Here is a 13,503-nt window from a genome sequence, read left to right as displayed (position 1 = left end):
CTAGCTTTGATCCAGTTTGAAACTAGCCATTAGACTACATAACATTTCGCCACAGGGAGCGTTGGCGCGTCTCTGCTCGGCCCTTAGGAGCGTTTAGCCCGCGGTGACCTGAATGTGAAATTATCAAAGCTGGAGAGACTGGTTGAGCCCTTTCTAGGCTATTTCCATTTTTTTGTGATTATTTCATTGATAGCTATTCCAACAAAGAATGAGACGTTATCCAGCACCCTAATTGGCGAATCACCTCATCAATAGAACGGTTTGACCCTGCATCCATCCGCCCTCACTTCAGTCCCCTAAAGTCTTGCTCAATCACGTTAAAAATCACGTTAAATCAGGAGAGTAACCCCCCGTAACCCGCTGCTTTCACCACTGCCTGAATCATCCCTTTCGGATGAATCGGTACCTTTCATCATCAACAGCGCAGGTTTCCCTAATGCCGGCAAACAATACTCCCTCAGCCAGCTCACAAAGCCGGGCGCTCAAATACCCAGAAAACTGCATCGGCTGTTTTAATCGGTATTGCCTGACAAGACCTAGGCCACGACTTTGCCACGGAACACCAAATAATTGTAGAGATTGTAGGCCAGCATAATCGGAATTAAGAAGGCCACAAAAATCAACATAAAGACTTGGGCACTAGGAGATGCTGAAGCTTCGTAAATGGTGACGTTGGGAGGAATAATGTTGGGAAAAATAACAAACCCCAAACCAATAAATGAGAGGAGAAACAGGAGAAATGTCCAAACTAAGGGCATGATTTCTTCACGCTTTTGTAAGCTACGCAGCAGTAGAAAAATCAGCAAGATACCCAGAACTGGAATTGCAGCAAAAATGTAGAACAGGGGAGGCTGAAACAGTTGGGCACGCAAGTGCTCATGGAAAATGGGGGCACTAATGGTAATCAACACAGCACCGATAAACGTTGTCCAGGCTGCAATTGTGGCTGTGCGGTAGTGGGTTTGCTGCAACTCGCCTGTGGTTTTGTAAATCAGATAGGTTGACCCAATCAGCACATAGCCCTGAATCAGTGTCAGTGCCACCAACACGGAGTGCCATGTCAACCAATCCCATATGCTGCCGGCAAAGTGACCCGCAGCATCGACTTTGATGCCCTCAAACACGGTGCCCACTGCAAAGCCCTGCCCCAAGGCCGCCAGGAAACTGCCAATGCCAAAGGCAAGGTTCCACACCCGTTTATTATTGGCATTTTCGCGAAATTCAAAGGAGACTGCCCGCAAAATCAGCCCTACCACCATAATCACTGCCGGCAGGTAAAGGGCATTGAGAATGGTGGCATAGGCCAAAGGGAAGGCACCAAATAGGGAGCCACCCATCAGCACTAGCCATGTCTCATTGGCATCCCAAACATTGCCAAGGCTGGTCATGAGGATATTGCGGCGGCGTTCATTGCTACTGGTGAGGGAGAGAATGCCAATGCCAAGGTCAAACCCATCCAGTAGAATGTAGAGAAACAGAAAAAGACCAAGGATAAAAAACCACGCCTGAGGCAGAAAGTGCTCTAGGGGGGCAAGGGGATTGGTTTCCATGGGAATTCCATTTCCTTATTGCTGGGGTTCTAGGGGACGGCGATCGGGTTGGTGGTGGGCCAATTTGATGCGAATTTCCAGTTCTTCCGCATTGGCTTGGCCGGGTACTGGTAAAGCAACGTTGGGGCCTTTTTGGATGATGCGACTGCCAAAGAAAAGAGCCGCAAAGAAGAAAATGGTGTAGAGGGCAACTAAGCCGCTGAGGGAAAAGAGCACCACTTGGGGGGGTAAATCGGAAGCGGCTTCAGCTGTTCGCAGCTGACCATAGACAATCCACGGTTGACGCCCGACACAGCGCACAATCCAGCCCGCTTCGACCGCAAGGTACCCCAAGGGCCCCGCAAAAATCCAGCCCCACCAGAGCCATTTGTAATTGCGCAGGCGATCGCCCTCAAGACCCGTGCGCCACCAAACAAAAATCGTGACAATTGCCAGGGCAGCGAGGTACAGACCAATGGCCACCATCAGTCGAAAGGAATAGTAAATCAGGCCAACCAGGTGGGGGCGATCGCTGGGTGCCCACTCCTTCAAGCCGAGAATGGGGGCGTCTAACTTGGGCTTCAGTTCCAGTAGATAGCTCAACAGAGCAGGGAGCTTCACTTCAAAGGTATTGATTTCTGCCGCCTCGTTGGGTAAGGCAATCACACTCCAGTCTGCGGGGGTACCCGCTGGCACAGTTTCCCAGAGGGCCTCCATGGCGGCTAATTTGGCTGGTTGGTAGTGATAGACCTGCTCAGCACTGAGGTGGCCGACAAACACCTGTAGAGGGGCAATCACCAAGGCCATGACCAACACCACCTTCAGGGACTTGGTAAAGAAATTGGGCAGGCGGTTTTGCAGCAAATACCAAGCACTAATGCCACCAATCACAAAAAGCGATGTTTCAAGGGTGGCAAAGAACATGTGGGCAAAACTCTTGACCATGAAGGGGTTGGCGATCGCTTGGAAGTAGTCCTGAACACGGAATTTACCCTCGACAAACACGCCCCCGGCAGGGGTCTGGAGCCATGAGTTGGCCGAGAGAATCCAGAAGGTAGAGAGGTTGGCACCAAAGGCAACACAGATGGTCGAAATCCAGTGCATCACCGGGGGTACCCGTTGCCAGCCAAAAATCATAATGCCCAAGAAGCTGGCTTCCAGCATGAAGGCCATGGTGGCCTCAAAGCCCAAAACGGTACCAAAGAAGTCCCCTACGGATTCAGAGAAGGGCGCCCAGTTCAGGCCAAACTGAAAGGCCATTGGCAACCCCGAAGCCACGCCAATGCCAAAGTTGAGGACATATAGCTTTGACCAAAAGCGAGCATGGTGATAGTAGGTCAGGTTCTTGGTTTTCAGCCACAGCCCCTCAATGATGACGAGATAAATACTCATGCCCGTCGTCAAGACTGGCCAGAGCATATGGAAAATGGCCGTGAGGGCAAACTGCCAACGGGAGAGAACAACGGTATCGAGGCTATCCAGTGTCATAAAACCACCTAGGGGTTGACCTGCCTTACTTTTAGCAATCCCTTTTTGGCTTCGACAAGGCGAATCGGCAACCGCCGCAAAAATTTCAGCTTTGCTTAAGATTGGGGTGCCCTGATGGGTACTGAGCAACTACACACCAGATGGCGATCGCCATAGGCATTGTCAATACGGGCGACCGCTGGCCAGAATTTGTACTCCCGCAGCCAAGGGGCAGGGTAGGCGGCCGCCTGCCGCGAGTAGGGGTAGGGCCATGGCTCTGTGGCCAGCATCAGCGCTGGATGGGGGGCGTTTTTCAGGGGGTTTTGCTGGCGATCGCTCACCCCGGCCTCAATTTCAGCAATTTCTGCACGAATGGCAATCATCGCCTCACAGAAGCGATCCAATTCCGCCTTGGTTTCACTCTCTGTGGGTTCAATCATCAGCGTGCCGGGGACCGGCCAAGAGACAGTGGGAGCATGGAAGCCGTAGTCCATTAACCGCTTGGCAATATCCTCCACCTCAATCCCCGCTGATTTTTTCAGGGGCCGCAGATCAAGAATACACTCGTGGGCCACCAAGCCGTGGGCACCTTTGTAGAGAATGGGATAGTAGGGTTCCAGGCGTTTGGCGATGTAGTTGGCATTGAGGATGGCGATCGCCGTGGCTTGCGTCAACCCCACCCCCCCCATCAGGGTGATATACATCCATGAAATCGGCAAAATACTGGCACTGCCCCAAGGGGCTGCGGTCACTGGGCCAATTTCTGATCCTTGGGGAATCACCTGTGTTGTCGGTAAGAAGGGCGCTAAGTGGGCTTTCACCCCGATCGGGCCGACCCCGGGTCCACCACCCCCGTGGGGAATGCAGAAGGTTTTGTGGAGATTTAAATGGCAAACATCGGCACCAAAGTCCCCCGGACGGCACAGCCCTACTTGGGCATTCATATTGGCACCATCCATGTAAACTTGCCCACCGTAGCGATGGATGATGTTGCAGATTTGGCCAATTCCCGCTTCAAAGACGCCATGGGTGGAGGGATAGGTCATCATCAAGGCCGCTAGGCGATCGCCATAGGCCTCAGCCTTGGCCGCCAGATCTGCCACGTCAATGTTGCCTTGGGGATCGCAATTGACGGCCACGACTTCCATGCCAGCCATCACGGCACTGGCGGGGTTGGTGCCATGGGCAGAGGTGGGAATGAGACAGACATTGCGCTGACTTTCGCCGCGACTGTGGTGGTACTGACGGATCACCAAGAGTCCCGCATACTCCCCTTGGGAGCCGGCATTGGGTTGCAGGGAAATGGCATCAAAGCCTGTAATTTCCGCCAGCATTGCCGCCAGTTCCCGAAAGAGCTGCTGATATCCCTGAGCCTGTTCTTGGGGAGCAAAGGGATGGAGCTGATTAAATTCTGGCCAACTGATGGGCAGCATTTCAGCCGTGGCATTCAGCTTCATCGTGCAGGAGCCAAGGGGAATCATTGAGGTCGTGAGGGACAGATCCTTGGCCTGAAGGCGATGAATGTAGCGCAGCAGCGCGTGTTCGCTGTGGTAGTCCTGAAAGACCGGGTGCTGGAGATAAGGGGATTGACGTTTCAGGCTTGACGGCAGGCGATCGCCCCCTTCAACTTCAGCAGGACTGGCGCCAAAGAGGGCCAGTAAATCCGCCACATCTTTCTCGGTGGTGGTCTCATCGAGGCTGATGCCCACACTGCCATCGTCAAAGTAGCGCAGGTTGATTTGTGCCGCTGCTGCCCGCTCCTTGAGCACCTGCACTGGCAGGTTTCCCAAGCCAATGCGCAGGGTGTCAAAAAATTCACAATAGTAGAGTTGATAGCCCGCTGCTTCTAGGCCTGCTGCCAATTTCACTCCCTGTTGATGGATGCGCTTGGCGATTTGCCGCAGCCCATCGGCTCCGTGATAAACGGCATACATACTGGCAACAACCGCCAGAAGAACTTGGGCGGTGCAAATGTTACTGGTAGCCTTTTCGCGACGGATGTGCTGCTCGCGGGTTTGCAAGGCAAGGCGCAGGGCTTTTTGACCCAGAGCATCGTGGGAAACCCCCACTAGGCGCCCTGGCAACTGCCGCTTAAATTCTTCACGGGTGGCAAAGAAGGCGGCATGGGGACCCCCATACCCCAAGGGCACCCCAAAGCGCTGCGAACTACCCACGGCAATATCTGCCCCCAATTCCCCCGGCGGCTGCAACAGGGTCAAGGCCAGCAAATCCGTGGCCACGGTCACCAGAAGTCCCCGTTCATGGGCAGCGGCAATCAGGGCTTGGGGCGATCGCACGGCGCCATCGCTAGCAGGATATTGCAAGAGGAGGCCAAAGGCATTCTCCCAGGGCAATTCACTGGCGATCGTTGGGTCAATGGGCACAATCTGGATGCCAAGGGGTAGGGCACGGGTACGCAGAACGGCAAGGGTTTGGGGATGGCAATCCTGGGCCACCAAGAAGCAGTTGGCGCCCTTTTGACGGCAGGCATTGAAGCTCAGGGTCATAGCTTCGGCGGCAGCCGTGGCCTCATCGAGGAGGGAGGCATTGGCAATGGCCAAGCCCGTCAGATCGCTCACAAGGGTTTGAAAGTTAAGGAGGGCTTCCAGGCGTCCTTGGGCAATTTCCGCTTGGTAGGGGGTGTACTGGGTGTACCAGCCGGGGTTTTCAAGAATGTTGCGCTGAATCACGGGAGGCGTAATGCAGTTGTAGTAGCCCATGCCGATGTAGCTGCGCCAAACTTGGTTTTGTTGGGCAAGGGTGCGTAATTTTTGCAGGGCTGCCGTTTCACTCAGGCCCTCACCGAGGGCAAGAGGGCGTTGCAAGCGAATCTCCGGCGGAATGACGGCATTGATGAGTTCCTTGAGGCTGCCATACCCCAACAGGGTCAACATTTGCGGTAGATCGCTGGGCGTAATGCCAATGTGCCGCGCTACAAATTCGGCAGCGGTCTCTAAGTTAATCTCCAGTTGGGGCGGTGAGCTTACCATCGCTATCGCACTCGTGTTCTAAGTCGTTCATATATCTTAATCGTTCGCGCAGGGTTTGCGGCCATGGAGAACCTGTAAACTGTGTCCTAAGTAGTAAGTCTGCCGCTCCACAGTGAAGCCCTGTCGCCGTAGCTGCTCAGCTAGGTCTGTTTGCAGCAGTTGCCAAGCGGTTTCCGTTTCAAAGAGCCAAAAAAAGAGAGCAATCCCCGGCCAAAGGAGGGGCACCTGGGGACGGTGAAAATCCATGAGGGCAAACCAGCCACCGGGCTTGAGAATCCGCCACGCTTCCGCCAAGATGGCATTCAGTTGGGCTGCGGTCATTTCGTGGAGCGCCATGCTGGTGTGTACCAGATCAAAGGTGGCATCGGCAAAGGGCATCTTCTCAGCAAAGGCCTGTACATAGGTGGCTTGGGGTACCCGCTCTCGGGCGCGGGCGATCGCCTTTGGGGAGGCATCCAATCCTGTAACCTGATCAAAGGCCTGAGTTAAGGCTTGAGTCACAATGCCGTGGGCACAGCACAGATCTAAAACCACAGCAGTGCGGGGTAAATTCAAATCTTGCCAAGCAAGGCGATGCAGGCGATCGCTCCCCCCAACTGCTATGGCGGCAAGGGTGCTAATGGTGTCGTAGAGCCAAGGATATTGATAGCTCCAAGTGCGTAGGATGGTTGCCACAGTGCTTAATCCAGCCTTGAGTTGCCTGGAGTGTGAACCAATTGAGTGTCAGTGTACCGCCTTTCGGGAAACGATTCCTTTGAAAAGGACTGTTATAGTCTTATGTGGTAGCGAGAATCCCTAATTGTAACGGTGTGGGGAGTGAGCATGGGTCAACAATTCATCTGCCAGCAAAGCAGTCTGCTCCTGGGCAGTCTGGCCAGTGTTTGGATCGCGATGGCGGCGGGCGCGATCGCCCAACCCAATCCGAGGGCGACAGAGCTCTTGCCCCTCAATCCCAATCCCGATCCCCTCTATCTCCCCAGTCATCCCGCTCAAGTGAAAATTGATTTGGAGCGCCCCATTACCCTCAACGAAGCGCTTGAACTCGCTCGGCGGAATAATCGCCAACTGCAAATTATTGAGGCGCAACTCCAACAAAGTCGGGCAGTGCTGCGCCAAGCGGAGGCTGCTCTCTATCCCAGTATTTCCCTGCAATTGGGGATTAGTCGCACGGATTCAGCGGCGATTCGCCTGCAAAATGCCCAACTGCCGCCGCCGCTGCGGGTAAATTCCACTAGCAACACGTGGACCAGCACCGTGCAACTGGGCTACAACCTTTTCACCTCTGGGCAGCGGGATGCCAGTATCAAAGCGGCCCAGGAACAGGTGCGCAATGCTGAGCTGGATCTTCAGCGGCAATTGGAACAACTGCGTCAGGATGTTACCAATGCCTACTACAACATTCAACAGGCGGAAGCGCTGGTGCGCATTGGCGAAGCAGCAGTGCAAAACTCGCAAATTAGCCTGCGGGATGCGATCGCCCGCGAGCGCGCTGGCCTAGGCACACAATTTGACGTCCTTACAGCACAGGTGCAACTGGCCAATAACCAGCAGCAATTGGTGCAAGCCCAAAGCCAACTGCAAACGGCTCAACGCCAACTGGCACAGGTGCTCAGCCTCAATGACAAGGCTAATGTGCGCGCCGCTGACCCAATTCGGGTGGTCGGGGAATGGCAGCTTTCCCTGGAGGAGAGTATTGCCTTGGCCTTTCGAAATCGTGTGGAGTTGGAACAGCAACTGACGCAACGGAATGCGGCACTACAGCAACGACGGGTTGCCCTGGCAAACCTAGGCCCGCAGTTGGTGGCTGGGGGAAGTTTTAACACCCTGGATAGCCTCACCGATGGGGTCGGGCCCCGTTGGGGATATACGGTGGGTGGTCAACTGAACCTCACCCTCTTTGATGGGGGAGTCTCCCGTGCCAGTGCCGCCCAGCAGGAAAGGGCTGCTGCGATCGCTGAGGCCCAGTATGCCGCCTTTCGCAACTTAATTCGCTTCCAAGTGGAGCAGGCCTACTACACCCTCAAATCCAGTCAGGAAAATATCCGCACCAATGAAGCGGCGGTACGCCAAGCCACGGAGAGACTGCGCCTGGCTCGTCTGCGCTTCCAAGCAGGGATTGGCACCCAAGCGGAGGTGAGCAATGCCGAAACCGCTCTGATTCAAGCCCAGAGCAACCTGTTGAGTTCAACCCTTGACTACAACCGGGCGATCGCTGCCCTGCAACGCTTTGTCAGTGGGTTACCCTTGAGTTCTGCAACAACTGCAACCCCTTGATGTTTGGTTTTTTAAATCTGAATAAACCTGCTGGCTGCACGTCCCACGACTGTATTAATGAACTGCGGCGGCGGCTGCGGCTTAAACGGATTGGCCACGGGGGCACATTGGATCCGATGGCCACTGGGGTACTGCCGATCGCCCTTGGGGCCGCAACGCGACTTCTGCCCTATCTCAGCGATCGCAAGGCCTACATTGGCACGGTGCGCTTTGGGATTACCACCACCACCGATGACATTACGGGGGAAATTTGCCAAGAACAGGTGGCCAGTCACCTGACGCTCGCAGCCATCCAAGAACAGCTCCCTCAATTTATGGGTGAAATTGAGCAATTGCCCCCTGCCTACAGTGCGATTCAAGTGGCTGGCCAGCGGCTCTATGCCCGTGCCCGGGCGGGTGAGGTAGTGAGCGTTCCGCCGCGTATCGTGACTGTGTACCGCATCGAGGTCTTGGATTGGCAACCGGGTCGTCATCCTGAACTCACCCTGCACATTATCTGTGGCAGGGGCACCTATATTCGCGCCCTTGCCCGCGATTTGGGGGCTGCACTGGGGGTGGGTGGCACCCTGGCAGCCCTGCAACGGATTGAAAGCAGCGGCCTGCGGATTGAGGAGAGCCATTGCCTAGAAAGCATTGCCCCAGAACATTTACCCCTGTGCTCGCCCCAAGCGGTTCTCTCGCATCTGCCGTGGCTTGAACTCAATGCAGCACAACTCAATGACTGGTACCATGGCCGCGCCGTGATTTGTGAGGGGCTGCCGCCGGCGGAGAGTGTTGTGGGCGTCACCTTTGCCACTGCCTGTGTCGGCATTGGCATCAGTGGGGGCGATCGCCTGCATCCCAAGGTAGTGCTCAAGGAGTAGCCGTGCCTGCCTAGGGATTTTTCTAGTGCTAGCTTAAGAGAAAGAAGCAATCAGCAGGTGAAGGAATGGGGGTTCGTTGGCTGCAACGTCTCATTTGTTGTTTGGTTGTCCTCGTGGGGGTCTGGGGCATTTTCCCCACTGACTCGGCGATCGCCCTGACGGAAGAACAAAAACTCTTTAATGAGGCCTGGCGTATTGTTAACCAAGCCTATGTCGATCCCACCTTTAATGGTCAAAACTGGTGGCTAGTGCGCGAAAAAGCCCTAAAGCATTCCCTGCGCGATCGCGAGGCGACCTACGCTGCCATTCAAGGAATGCTGGCCACCCTTGAGGATCCCTTCACCCGATTCCTGCGGCCTGAACAGTTTCGCAGCCTACAAACCACCACTGCGGGTGAACTCATCGGCGTTGGCTTGCAAATTAGCACTGACCCTGAGACCGGTGTCCTTGAAGTGATTGCTCCCATTGATGGCTCTCCCGCTGCCCAAGCCGGTATTCAACCCCGCGATCGCATTCTTGCCATTGATGGTGTGCCCACCCCCAAACTGAGCCTTGACGAGGCCGCCGAAAGGATGCGGGGGACGGCGGGTTCTGCGGTTCACCTATTGCTGCAGCGGGGCAATGAAGCCCCTCAGGAATTGATCCTGCACCGGGGACACATTGAGATTAATCCGGTCACGGCTGAGGTTCGCCAAGTGCAGGGGCACACCGTTGGCTATATTCGCCTCAGCCAGTTCAGTGCTATGGCCCCCACAGAAATGCGCAAAGCCATTCAAATGCTAGAGCAGCAGGGAGCTGAGGCGTACATTCTTGATCTGCGCAATAATCCGGGGGGACTGTTGCAGGCGGGAGTAGAAATTGCCCAGTTGTGGTTGGACTCGGGGGTAATTGTCTATACCGTCGATCGCCAAGGGATTATTGATAGCCTCAATGCCAGTGGGGGCGCTCTCACCGATGATCCGCTAGTTGTCCTTGTAAATAGCGGCACAGCCAGTGCCAGTGAGATTTTGGCCGGTGCCCTCCAGGATCATGGGCGCGCTCGACTGGTGGGCGATCGCACCTATGGCAAGGGCTCGATTCAGTCCCTTTTTAGCCTGAGTGATGGCTCTGGCCTCGCTGTGACGATTGCCCACTACGAAACCCCCAATCACCACAACATCAACAAAGTAGGGATTGAGCCAGATCGGCGGGTGCTCGATGCCCCAGAGAGTCTGATGGCCATGGGTACCGCAGCAGATCCCCAATATCTGGCGGCCCTAGAGTTGCTCCACAGTCCCATCCAAGTGGCCACTAGCGCAGGGTAACAAACTCCTCAGCAGTAGAGGGGTGAATGCCAATGGTGGCATCAAAGTCTTTCTTGGTGGCGCCCATTTTGAGGGCGATCGCGATCCCTTGAATAATTTCAGCCGCATTATCCCCCACCATGTGGGCCCCCAGCACCCGCTCCGTATTCTTCTCCACCACCAATTTGACGATCACCTGTTCAGGGCGCCCCGTGAGGCTGTGGTACATGGGCCGAAAGGCCGTGCGGTAGATTTTCACATTCTCATCCCCCAATTTCGCCTTGGCTTGCGCCTCCGAAAGCCCCACAGAAGCTGCCTCCGGCTGGGAAAACACCGCTGAGGGAATATTCTCATAGCTTAAGGTGCGGGGTAGATTGCCAAATTGGGTATCGGCAAAGGCGCGTCCTTCAGCAATGGCTACGGGGGTGAGATTGACGCGGTTGGTGCAGTCGCCCACAGCAAAAATATGCTCTTGATTGGTGCGGTAGTATTCATCCACCCCAATGGCCACAATTCCTTGGCTATTGGTTCTTAGGTGAACTCCCGCCTGATCGAGGCCTAGCCCCTGCAAATTGGGAGCGCGCCCCACGGCACACAGCACCGTATCAACTTTGGTTTCACAGGTTTGCCCCTGCTGTTCGTAGCAAATGCGGATATTACCCTTCTTAGTGAGCTTCAAGCCAGTAATGTGGCACTGGGGACGCACATCAATGCCGTGGCGGATCATTCCTCCATAGACGCCATCTTGAATGTCTTGATCAAAACCCCGCAGGGGGCGATCGCCCCGCAGAAAGTGAATTACCTCCGTCCCTAGCCCCTGCAGGATGCCAGCAAACTCAACACTGATGTAGCCGCCGCCAAGGATGGCCATGCGCTTTGGCTGCTTGGGCAACAAAAACATCTCCCGCGAGGTAATGCTGTGTTCAATTCCCGGCACATTGGGTTTAATGGCTTCGCCGCCAACGGCAATCAGGATTTTTGCTGCTGTCACCCGCCCCTGTACCTGTCCTTGGCGATCCACCAGTTCTAGGGTGTGGGGGTCAGCAAAGCGGGCAAAAAAGGGCAACAGTTCAACACCTGCTTTTTCCAAATAGCTAATGTGCAGTTGACTGAGCCGATTCACCTCCTGATCCACCGCACGGATCAGGCGTTCCCAATTGAGTTTTGCCTTAACGGGGCGCCAGCCATAGCCGACAGCGTCTTCAAAGAGGCGGCTAAACTTGGAGCCATAGACCATGAGCTTTTTGGGGACACAACCCCGAATCACACAGGTGCCGCCCACTTTATCCCCTTCGGCGATGGCCACCCTAGCCCCGTAGGAAGCTGCCCGCTTTGAGGCTGCCAAGCCACCGGAGCCGGCACCAATCACCAGTAGGTCATAGTCGTAGCTCATCTTCACACCTCAAGATTTAGCTTCACTCTCGCAAATCTGCTTTAGGGCGAAAGGGCGCCATAAGCAATCCCGCTCAAGGTCGCCATCAGCACCACCAACGCCGTATAGGTCAGGGTTTTGCGCCAGCCCATGATCTGACGCAGAACCAGTATATTGGGCAGGGATAGAGCTGGACCGGCCAGTAGCAGTGCCAGTGCAGGACCTTGTCCCATGCCATTGGCTAAAAGACCTTGCAAAATCGGAACTTCGGTTAGGGTGGCAAAGTACATGAGTGCGCCGGAGAGGGCTGCCAAGAAATTGGCAACAATCGAATTGCCCCCTACAGCCGTTGTAATCCACTGACTAGGAATGAGGGCCTCACTGCCCGGACGGCCTAAGAGGAAACCTGCTATGAGCACTCCCAACAGTAGCAGGGGTAAAATTTGTTGTGCATACTCCCAACTGGACTCAAACCAAGCCCTCGCTTCCTTCTGACCAGTACTGGTCAGCCAACTGATGCCAACAATGCCGGCACTAAAGGGCACTAGCGGCGAGGCCGCAAATCGCCATGCGAGTACGGCGGTGACAGCGATCGCCAGAAGTACCTTCGCTGGGCTGACGTGGTACCACACCACCAGCAGACCGCTCAAAATGAGAGCCAACAGACCCGTGAGCCACCATTTGCCAAGAGCGATGGTCTGCCAGGGCGAGGCATCGGTTGTTGGTTGCACCCAGTTGGCAAAGACCAGTATGCCCACCAGTACTCCCAGGAGGGTGGCCTGCTGCCATAGGGGACGCCTTGGCTCGTTCCTGCTAACGGTGGCCGTATTTACGGCTGCTGCACTGATCGGGGTAGGAAAGAGAGCCTGCATCAGCAGGCCAATCACAACACTAAAGGCGATCGCCCCGATTGCCCGCGCAAGCCCCAGCGAGAGACCTAAGACCCGTGCAGTCAGGATAATTGCCAACACATTAATGGCGGGACCAGAATACAAAAAGGCAATAGCAGGCCCCAAACCCGCTCCTCGCCGGTAGATACTGGCAAACAATGGCAAGACTGTACAGGAGCACACCGCTAAAATCGTACCTGATACCGCTGCCACACCATAGGCTACCATCTTGGGGGCCTCTGCCCCTAGATACTTCATGATGGCCTCTTGACTCAGGAAAACAGCGATCGCCCCTGCAATAAAGAAGGCCGGAACCAAGCACAGCAGAACATGCTCCTGGGCATACCAGCGCACCAGATAGAGAGCACTCCAAAAAGCCCCTTGCAGGCGCTGCCACTGCTGTAGTGATTCAACGGGTAAGTAAAAACACACCAAAAACCCGCCAATCGTCACCAATAGTGACTTCCATTGCCCCTGCCAAAATGCCATTGCTTTCTTCTTTCTCAGTTCTAATGGGCACTCTCTTTCTTTCTGACTTGCATGTTAATGAGGCAGAAAAGCAATGATCTCTTGGGTATCCAACACGCTGCCTTGGGAGACCACCTGTTCGTTAATCCGTAGTGCAGGGGTTCGCATGACACCAGAGTCGGCGATCGCTAAAGGGTCGGTAATATGATTAACCTGAGCAGTTAAATTGAGCTGTTCCAGAGCTGCCCGCGCATTGGCCTCTAGTTGGTGGCATTTTTTACATCCTGTCCCCAGAATATCAACGATTAACTCCGCCATAGCTCATCTCTTCATTGGCTAGGGTATTGAACAGTTTTATCATAACACC

The 13,503-nt window shown here is 54.9% G+C and carries 10 protein-coding genes; 3 read left to right on the top strand and 7 right to left on the bottom strand.

Going from position 1 to position 13,503, the window contains the following annotated elements; genetic code table 11:
* Nucleotides 1–536: 536 nt before the first annotated feature.
* The 4 genes from cydB to IGQ16_RS00205 all read right to left on the bottom strand — a co-directional run bounded on the left by cydB (nucleotide 537) and on the right by IGQ16_RS00205 (nucleotide 6,661).
* Nucleotides 537–1,550 carry a cytochrome d ubiquinol oxidase subunit II gene (cydB, locus tag IGQ16_RS00220; RefSeq protein WP_297059797.1) on the bottom strand — a complete coding sequence of 338 codons (1,014 nt, stop codon included), beginning with the start codon at nucleotides 1,548–1,550 and terminating at the stop codon, nucleotides 537–539.
* A gap of 15 nt (nucleotides 1,551–1,565) precedes the next feature.
* The gene (locus tag IGQ16_RS00215; protein WP_024124667.1) at nucleotides 1,566–3,017 is read right to left on the bottom strand and encodes a cytochrome ubiquinol oxidase subunit I; all 1,452 of its coding nucleotides are present in this window, start codon (nucleotides 3,015–3,017) and stop codon (nucleotides 1,566–1,568) included.
* A gap of 95 nt (nucleotides 3,018–3,112) precedes the next feature.
* Complete coding sequence (gene gcvP / locus IGQ16_RS00210; RefSeq protein WP_024124666.1) at nucleotides 3,113–5,986, bottom strand: aminomethyl-transferring glycine dehydrogenase; 2,874 nt, start codon at nucleotides 5,984–5,986, stop codon at nucleotides 3,113–3,115.
* A gap of 36 nt (nucleotides 5,987–6,022) precedes the next feature.
* The gene (locus IGQ16_RS00205; RefSeq protein WP_024124665.1) at nucleotides 6,023–6,661 is read right to left on the bottom strand and encodes a class I SAM-dependent methyltransferase; all 639 of its coding nucleotides are present in this window, start codon (nucleotides 6,659–6,661) and stop codon (nucleotides 6,023–6,025) included.
* Nucleotides 6,662–6,808: 147 nt separating this feature from the next.
* Between IGQ16_RS00205 and IGQ16_RS00200 the strand changes: the two genes are divergently transcribed.
* The 3 genes from IGQ16_RS00200 (at nucleotide 6,809) to ctpA (ending at nucleotide 10,427) form a co-directional block, all read left to right on the top strand.
* Nucleotides 6,809–8,260: a TolC family protein gene (locus IGQ16_RS00200; RefSeq protein WP_297059794.1), complete on the top strand. Its 1,452-nt coding sequence runs from the start codon at nucleotides 6,809–6,811 to the stop codon at nucleotides 8,258–8,260.
* Nucleotides 8,260–9,123: a tRNA pseudouridine(55) synthase TruB gene (gene truB / locus IGQ16_RS00195; RefSeq protein WP_024124663.1), complete on the top strand. Its 864-nt coding sequence runs from the start codon at nucleotides 8,260–8,262 to the stop codon at nucleotides 9,121–9,123. The genes IGQ16_RS00200 and truB overlap by 1 nt, the downstream gene beginning before the upstream one ends.
* Before the next feature lie 65 nt (nucleotides 9,124–9,188).
* Nucleotides 9,189–10,427 carry a carboxyl-terminal processing protease CtpA gene (gene ctpA / locus IGQ16_RS00190; protein WP_024124662.1) on the top strand — a complete coding sequence of 413 codons (1,239 nt, stop codon included), beginning with the start codon at nucleotides 9,189–9,191 and terminating at the stop codon, nucleotides 10,425–10,427.
* Here the strand turns inward: ctpA and gor are convergent.
* The 3 genes from gor to IGQ16_RS00175 are packed head-to-tail and all read right to left on the bottom strand — an operon-like array spanning nucleotide 10,414 to nucleotide 13,454.
* Nucleotides 10,414–11,799: a glutathione-disulfide reductase gene (gor, locus tag IGQ16_RS00185; protein WP_297059792.1), complete on the bottom strand. Its 1,386-nt coding sequence runs from the start codon at nucleotides 11,797–11,799 to the stop codon at nucleotides 10,414–10,416. The two genes, ctpA and gor, sit on opposite strands and share 14 nt — an antisense overlap.
* 41 nt (nucleotides 11,800–11,840) lie before the next feature.
* On the bottom strand, nucleotides 11,841–13,157 hold the full coding sequence (locus IGQ16_RS00180) for a permease (RefSeq protein ID WP_297059790.1): 1,317 nt from the start codon (nucleotides 13,155–13,157) through the stop codon (nucleotides 11,841–11,843).
* 54 nt (nucleotides 13,158–13,211) lie between these two features.
* Nucleotides 13,212–13,454 carry a thioredoxin family protein gene (locus IGQ16_RS00175; protein WP_297059789.1) on the bottom strand — a complete coding sequence of 81 codons (243 nt, stop codon included), beginning with the start codon at nucleotides 13,452–13,454 and terminating at the stop codon, nucleotides 13,212–13,214.
* Between the last annotated feature and the right edge of the window lie 49 nt (nucleotides 13,455–13,503).

This window comes from Thermosynechococcus sp. M3746_W2019_013 (genome assembly GCF_015296045.1).
In the GTDB taxonomy this organism is placed as follows: domain Bacteria; phylum Cyanobacteriota; class Cyanobacteriia; order Thermosynechococcales; family Thermosynechococcaceae; genus Thermosynechococcus.
The sequence above is the reverse complement of the archived record's forward strand: the minus strand, read 5'-3'. Positions and strand labels throughout refer to the sequence as shown.

Coding starts and splice junctions, on each gene's coding strand:
- cydB (WP_297059797.1), bottom strand. CDS start 1,550: ATGGAAACCAATCCCCTTGCCCCCCTAGAGCACTTTCTGCCTCAGGCG.
- IGQ16_RS00215 (WP_024124667.1), bottom strand. CDS start 3,017: ATGACACTGGATAGCCTCGATACCGTTGTTCTCTCCCGTTGGCAGTTT.
- gcvP (WP_024124666.1), bottom strand. CDS start 5,986: ATGGTAAGCTCACCGCCCCAACTGGAGATTAACTTAGAGACCGCTGCC.
- IGQ16_RS00200 (WP_297059794.1), top strand. CDS start 6,809: ATGGGTCAACAATTCATCTGCCAGCAAAGCAGTCTGCTCCTGGGCAGT.
- truB (WP_024124663.1), top strand. CDS start 8,260: ATGTTTGGTTTTTTAAATCTGAATAAACCTGCTGGCTGCACGTCCCAC.
- ctpA (WP_024124662.1), top strand. CDS start 9,189: ATGGGGGTTCGTTGGCTGCAACGTCTCATTTGTTGTTTGGTTGTCCTC.
- gor (WP_297059792.1), bottom strand. CDS start 11,799: ATGAGCTACGACTATGACCTACTGGTGATTGGTGCCGGCTCCGGTGGC.
- IGQ16_RS00180 (WP_297059790.1), bottom strand. CDS start 13,157: ATGGCATTTTGGCAGGGGCAATGGAAGTCACTATTGGTGACGATTGGC.
- IGQ16_RS00175 (WP_297059789.1), bottom strand. CDS start 13,454: ATGGCGGAGTTAATCGTTGATATTCTGGGGACAGGATGTAAAAAATGC.